Origin of the sequence: Sphingomonas sp. UBA978, from assembly GCF_002292295.1 — a bacterium.
In the GTDB taxonomy this organism is placed as follows: domain Bacteria; phylum Pseudomonadota; class Alphaproteobacteria; order Sphingomonadales; family Sphingomonadaceae; genus Sphingomonas.
Window position 1 is genome coordinate 71,856 of sequence record NZ_DBBS01000007.1, and the last position, 7,018, is coordinate 78,873.

The 7,018-nt window shown below is 68.5% G+C and carries 4 protein-coding genes; 2 read left to right on the forward strand and 2 right to left on the reverse strand.

The features are described 5' to 3' along the window. Positions 1 to 48: 48 nt before the first annotated feature. Together B2515_RS03610 and B2515_RS03615 are read left to right on the forward strand one after the other, a co-directional pair. Positions 49 to 2,634 (forward strand): TonB-dependent receptor, encoded by a 2,586-nt coding sequence (locus tag B2515_RS03610; RefSeq protein ID WP_293873784.1) that lies wholly within the window; start codon positions 49 to 51, stop codon positions 2,632 to 2,634. An 80-nt stretch (positions 2,635 to 2,714) separates the two neighbouring features. Beyond that, the gene (locus tag B2515_RS03615; RefSeq protein ID WP_293873787.1) at positions 2,715 to 4,790 is read left to right on the forward strand and encodes a hypothetical protein; all 2,076 of its coding nucleotides are present in this window, start codon (positions 2,715 to 2,717) and stop codon (positions 4,788 to 4,790) included. Here the strand turns inward: B2515_RS03615 and B2515_RS03620 are convergent. Together B2515_RS03620 and B2515_RS03625 are read right to left on the reverse strand one after the other, a co-directional pair. Then, positions 4,765 to 5,442, reverse strand: a complete 678-nt coding sequence (locus B2515_RS03620; RefSeq protein ID WP_293873790.1) for a DUF6445 family protein — start codon at positions 5,440 to 5,442, stop codon at positions 4,765 to 4,767. The genes B2515_RS03615 and B2515_RS03620 overlap by 26 nt on opposite strands. Continuing rightward, positions 5,442 to 6,944, reverse strand: coding sequence for a tryptophan halogenase family protein (locus B2515_RS03625; RefSeq protein ID WP_293873793.1), 1,503 nt, complete (start codon positions 6,942 to 6,944; stop codon positions 5,442 to 5,444). Before B2515_RS03625 ends, B2515_RS03620 begins: the two co-directional genes overlap by 1 nt. Positions 6,945 to 7,018: the final 74 nt, after the last annotated feature.

Genomic DNA, 7,018 nt, shown 5'->3' on the forward strand with positions numbered 1-7,018 from the left:
TGACCCGCGTCAGGGGAGCGAATGACCTTCCCGGCGCGGGAGAGAATGATGCCGACCTTCGACCGCTTCGGGATGCGTGCCGCACTGCTGGCGGGCGCCGCGCTGATGCCGACCGCCGCTTATGCGCAGACGGTGCCCACCGACCAGCCCACTACCCAGGCGACGACGCCCGACGCGCCGCCCTCCGGCGAGAGCAACGACGATCTGCAGGATATCGTTGTCACCGGCCAGACGACGCGCGACCGCCCGCTCATCACCTCGTCCGCCGACATCACCTATGCGACGCGCGAGGATATCGATCGCCGCGCGCCGCGCTCGACCGCGGACATGCTCGAACTGGTCCCCGGCATCTTCGTCGAGGCGACCGCGGGCGAGGCGTCGAACAATTATTCGGTGCGCGGTCTGCAGGGCGGCGGCCAGCGCTTCGTCCAGCTCGAGGAGGACGGCATGCCGATCCTCTACGGCGGCGGCGGTGCCGACTTCTTCTTCCAGCAGGATCTGACCATCGACCGGCTGGAGGCCGTCAAGGGCGGCTCGTCGGGCGTGCTGACCGTCAATGGCGCCGGCGCGACGATCAACTTCATCTCGAAGCGGCCGAACTTCAAGGAATTCGAGGGCGCGGTCCGCCTGACCGGCATGAACTACGGCCTGAAGCGCGCCGATTTCTATTATTCCGCGCCGCTCGCCGAAAATCTCGCGTTCAACTTCGGCGGCTACGTCCAGAGCAGCCCCGGCGTGCGCGAGAATCCGTTCGATTATGCCGGCTACCGGATCAAGGGCTCGCTGGAATATCGCTTCCCGAGCGGCGGATCGATCCGCCTGTCGGGCCGCCGCGGCGATATCGAGACGGCCTATTATGCGTCGGCGCCCTATCGCTTCGACAATGGCGACCCCGCGAGCATCCCCGGCTTCGACATCCAGAAGGACAATATCGGCGGCGACGCCTTCACCTCGATCCGCGTGCCGGTGTCGACCAACGTCGATCCCAGCGGCTACCGCCCGTTCCGCTATCGCGATGGCATTCGCTCGCTCTACAATCAGGCGCGGCTCGACCTCGACGTGCCGCTGTCCGACACGCTCAGCCTCTTCGCCCGCGGCCGCTACATCGACTATAAGTACGATTTCAACGGGCTGTTTCCCGGGTCGGGCACCGGCAACGCCGGCCTCGCCAGCGCGGTCAATTACCTGACACCGAACCCGGCGCTGTCGCCGATCATCGACGTGCTGCGCGCCGGTTTCGCCGCCTTCCCGGCGACGACGCGCTTCGGCATCCGCAACCTGCGCACCGGGCAGGTGCTCGGCTCGAACCAGACCGCCGAGCTCAACGCGCTGAACGGCAACGGCTTCCTGCAGCGCACGACGCTCAACCACGATTACGTCCACGGCAAGGACCTGGGCGTCAACGTCGGCGGCCGCTGGGAAGTCGAGAGCGGTGGAATCAAGAACTCGCTGACCGTCGGCGGCATGTATTACAACGTGAAGCGCAACCAGAACCAGTCGGCGACCGCCAGCGTCGTCAACGACGTCAAGAACAACAGCGACATCTACGACATCGTCGCACTGAACGCCGCCAATGGCGTCATCGGCTCGCTGACCGACAGCGGCCTCGTCTCCTACGGCGACTGGGGCAACGGCATCCGCGAGCGCAAGGACGAGACGATCTCGCTCTACGCCAACGACGAAATCGCGCTGGGCGATCACCTGCGCATCGACGGCGGCATTCGCTGGGAACAGGATACCGCGACCGCGTTCGACGGCCAGTCCGCGGCGGTCAACCAGGCGGTGCCGGCATCGCAGGGCGGCGTGATCCGCAACGTCGGATCGACCTTCAACGGCGTGTTCGCGCCCGCCAACCTCGCCCGCACCGGTGCGGACGGCAAGCTGAAGCAGGACAAGATCTCCTGGACGGTCGGCGCCAACTATCTCTTCACGCCGAATTTCTCGATCTACGCGCGCTATGCCGACGGCTTCCAGACCAACAACATCGATCCGATCACGACGATCAAATTGTACGAAGCCGGCGTCCGCTATCAATATGGCCGCCTGTTCAACGGATCGGTGACGGTGTTCCGCACCAATTTCGACGACCAGAGCTACAATTTCGCCAACCCGCTCAACCCGACGCAACAGCAGAACATCAACGCCGACCTGCGCACCAAGGGGATCGAGGTCGACGTCGTCGTCCGGCCGATCCGCTGGTTCTCGGTCGATTTCCAGGGCGTGTTCCAGGACCCCAAGCTGGAGAATCTCCAGATCGACGGCACGACCCAGTCGGGCTTCGAGGGCAACCGGCCCGAACGCACGCCGGCGCGGCTGTGGACGGTGACGCCATCGATCCAGCTGCCCAACGGGCTCGGCGACATCTACGGCCGCTACAAATATGTCGGCAAGATCTTCGCCGATGCCGGCAACGGCGTGGCGCTGCCCAGCTATGGCGTCACCAGCGCGGGCGTGAACCTCAACGTCACCGAGCGCCTGCAGGTGAGCATCAACGCCGAGAATATCTTCGACGTGGTCGGCCTGACCGAGGGCAATCCGCGGCAGGGGCAGACGCAGGCGATCACCGACGGCTATTTCTACGCCCGCGGTATCGTCGGCCCGACCTATGGCGGATCGGTGACGTTCCGCTTCTAGGCGACGATCGGGGATTGCAGAAAGGGGCGCCGCCACCTGCATGGAGGCGGCGCCCCTTCGTGTCGAAGGAGGGTATCGCGATGACGAGCATGATCCGAACGCTGCTGGCCGGCGCCATGCTGACCGGGGCAGGGCTGGTCGCAACCGGTCTGGCCGACGCGCAGGACAAGGCGCCCGCGCCAGAGCTCGCGTTTCAGCTGACCGAGGGGCAGAATCTCAACGCCTTCGTCCGCGATCGCGCGGTGGCGGCGCATCTGCTGCTGCGCAACGGCAGCGATCCCCGTATCCTCGTCGCATTTCCGGCGGGCAACAGCGGCGTCGGCCTGTGGTTTCAGCCGCTGGCCCGCGCCGCGACGTGGCGGCTCGAACAGCCGCCGCGGGCGACCACCGCACCGGGTGTCGCCGGGCCGCAGCCCGCGATCCGGAGCATCGCCAGCATCGACGCGCCGCGATTGCGCTTCAAACAGGCGGTGCTGTCGAGCGTGCGCTTCCTGCGCGACTATCAGTCGGTTGGTCGCTTTCCGCAGGAATTGGCGGTGGCGCCGACGATTGCGGGCGATACGATCCGCTGGAGCCGGGCGCGGCTCGACGGCGCACCGGGCTATCTGTTGCAGATCAGGGTGCTGTCCGGCCGGCTCTCGCAGGACGGCATCGTCGCGGTGTCGGGCGCGCCGATCCGGCTGGAGATCGTCGCGTCGAGCGGCGAGAAACCGCTGACCGGCCTTGCGCCGTCCGACTTGCTCAACGCCCGCGCGGCGAACGATCCGGCCGCGCGCAACGCGCTGCGCTTCCTCAGCTATCGCGAGAAGTTCCTCGCCGGGTCGTGGCGGTTCCAGACCTATTTCGGGCGCGATACGCTGATGTCGCTGCGCCTGCTGATGCCCGCGCTCCAGCCGCGCGCGATCGAGGCGGGGCTGGGGTCGGTGCTGGCCCGGCTCGATTCTGACGGCGACGTCGCGCATGAAGAGGGGATCGGCGAATTCGCGGTCGTCGATCGCCGCCAGCACGGCGGCGGCGGCGATGCCGCGGTGCTCGATTATGCGATGATCGACGACGATTTCATGCTCGCGCCGGTCGCGGTCAGCTATCTGCTCGACCACGCGGACGCGGCGGGCGCGCAGGCGTTCCTCGCCCGGCCGCTCACCAGCGAGGGCGTCCCCGGTCGCGTCGAGCCGACGGGCGCGGCGCTGGTCCGCAACCTGCGCTTCGTCGCCGGCCGCGCGCGCGGCTTTGCCGAGGCGCCGGGCGTCGACCGGTTGATCGCGCTCAAGCCCGGCCGGATGACCGGCCAGTGGCGCGACAGCGAGGAGGGGCTCGGCCGCGGCCGCTATGCCTATGACGTCAACGCGGTGTTCGTCCCCGCCGCGCTCGATGCGGCCGCGCGGCTGCTCCGCGCCGGGCTGCTCGACCGCTATATGACCGCGGAGGATCGTACGATCCTTGCGCGCGCCGATGCGATGGCGCGAATGTGGCGCGTGCGCGCACCGTCGCTGTTCCGGGTCTCCATTCCCGCGGCGGACGCGAGGACGAAGGTGCAGGCCTATGCCCGCAGCCTCGGCATCCCGGCGCAGCCCGCGGTCGGCGCGATCGGTACCGCGCCTCTCGTGTTCCACGCCATCGCGCTCGACGCCCGGGGCCGTCCCGTCCGGATCGTCAATTCCGACGAGGGCTTCGCCTTGCTGTTCGCCGACCCGTCGCCGGCCGACCTCGACACCTATGTCACCGCGGCGATGCGGCCGTTCCCGGCGGGGCTGATGACCGATATCGGCCTGCTCGTCGCCAATGCCGCGCAGGCGGATGCCGCGACGCAAGGGCGTTTCACCCCCGCCGCTTATCACGGCGCGGTGGTCTGGTCGTGGCAGCAGGCGCTGTTCGCGGCGGGACTGGAGCGTCAGCTGGCGCGCCGCGACCTGCCGGCGGCGACCCGCGCCATCCTCACCCGGGCGCAGGCGACGCTGTGGCGCGCGATCCAGGCGACGCGCGCGACGCAAAGCTCCGAACTCTGGTCCTGGGCGTTCGCGAACGGCCGCTATCGGGTCGTCGCCTTTGGCGCGGGCAAGCAGGACGTCGACGAATCGAACGCCGCGCAATTGTGGAGCACCGTCTATCTCGCGGTGCAGCCGCCGCGTGCTAACCGAGCAGCAGGAAAGCGGTGACGGTCAGCCGGCCGCGTGCCGGATCGTCGCTCAGCACGGCACCCGGCGCGATCGCCCCGCTGTGGAACAGTGCGCTGCGATAGAGGATCGCGCGATTGTAGCGCGCCTCGATGCAGGACACGCGCTCGAACAGGGGCGTGGATCCGGCGATATAGCCGGCGGGCGGCTCGCCCGACCGGCGCAGATCGTCCGCCAGGCTGGCGCGATATGCCGGCGCGCGCGCCGCATCGAGCGTCTCGAACCGGGTCGTGCGGTGGCGATAGAAAGCGGTGCCGTCGTTCCGCGCCGGATCGAGGAAATGGACCAGCGCGATCCGGTCGGGATCGATCGCGTCGACATGCGGCAGGCGCTGCGGCAGCGTCAGCCGGGCAGGGGGCGTGGTCACCATCGCATAGCTCGCATCGATCAGCGCCAGCGTGCCGGCATGATCGAACACGCCTGCCAGCGTCGCGGTCAGCGCCGGGCGGATCGCCGCGAAATAATCGGGCGGCAGCGCGGCGCGGATGCCGGGATAATGGTTGCGCCCCGGTTCGAACGTCGCCTGCCCGGCATGGGTGCGCAACGCCTCGGGGTCGGGATGGAAGCCGTCGATGATCGCGATCGGCTGGGCCTCGGTGCCGATGCGGCGTGCGGTGATCGTCGGGCCGGTCATCAGCGCGCCACGCCCATCGCCTCCGCCAGCGCGGCGTCGTGCGTCGGCAGCGTCGGCACCGCACGGGCGACGACATCGGCGAACTGCTGCACCTGCGCGCGGTTGGTGGCGCTGTCGATCGCATCGGCCAGCGGGTTGTAGCCCTGCGCCGTGATGCCCTGTCCGTTCAGGACGGCGAGCCAGCTCGCCTCCCGGAACAGCTCTTCGGGATCGAGGATCAGCCGGCCAGAGCGGCGGTATTGCGCGATCCGCTCCGACAGCGTCTCGGGCAGCGGCATGTCGTGGCACTGTCGCCACAGCGGTTCCTGCCGGCCGGGGGTGGCATGATAGTGGAGGATCAGGAAATCCTTGATCCCGTCCATGTCCGCGCAGAACACCCGGTTGAACCGCTCCGCCAGCGCCGGATCGCAGTCGCGATCCGGAAACAACGTCAGCAGCTTGGCGATGCCGCTCTGGATCAGGTGGATGCTGGTCGATTCAAGCGGTTCGAGAAATCCCGAGGACAGGCCGATCGCGACGACATTGCCGCGCCACGGGCGCCGGCGCGTGCCTGCGGTGAACCGCAGCAGACGCGGCTCCGCCAGCGCCTCGCCGTCGAGATGGGCGAGCAGGGTCGCCATCGCCTCGTCGTCGCTGAGGTGCCGGCTCGCGTAGACATAGCCGTTGCCGGTGCGATGCTGCAGCGGGATGCGCCATTGCCATCCCGCCGCCCGCGCGGTCGAGCGCGTATAGGGCGTGGTCGCCGCGACGCGGGCGCACGGCACCGCGACGGCGCGGTCGCAGGGCAGCCAGTGCGACCAGTCTTCCAGCGGCTCGCCCATCGCACCGCCGATCAGCAGCGCGCGAAAGCCGGAGCAGTCGACGAACAGGTCGCCCGCGATCCGCTCGCCGCGCGCCGTCGTGATCGCGGTGACGAAGCCGGTTTCGGGATCGCGCTCGACCGCCTGCATCCGCCCCTCGACCCGCGTCACGCCGTTTGCGATCTCCCGGAGATAGCGCGCGTACAGGTTGGCGTCGAAGTGATAGGCATAGCCGAGCGTGGAGAGGATTGAACGCGCGTCGCCACTGGGTTTCGCGAACCGGTCCTGCTTCGCCAGCCCCGCCGCCAGCGACAGCGCCGGCAAGGGCAGATCCAGCCCCTCCGTCCGCGCTTTCAACCAGCGATGGTGGAAGGCGACGCCCGGCAGCGGCGCACCGAATTGCCCGAACGGATGGAAATAGCGGTGACCGGGCGCGGTCCAGTCGACGAACTCGATGCCCAGTTTGTACGTAGCCTTGGTGGCACGCAGAAAAGCGGCCTCGTCCAGTCCGATCAGCTCGTTGAACCAGTGGATCGTCGGAATGGTCGCCTCGCCGACCCCTACCGTGCCGATCTCGTCCGATTCGACCAATGTCACGGACAGGCTGTCGCCGAAGCTGCGCGACAGGGCCGCCGCGGTCATCCATCCGGCGGTGCCGCCGCCCAGGATGACGACCTCTCTCACGCGTCGATTCTGGTTCATCGTCAAAGGCTAGCGGATCGCCATGGCGGCCGCCACAGGCGAGGTCATGCTCCGGCAAGGCCTGTGTTGCCCCG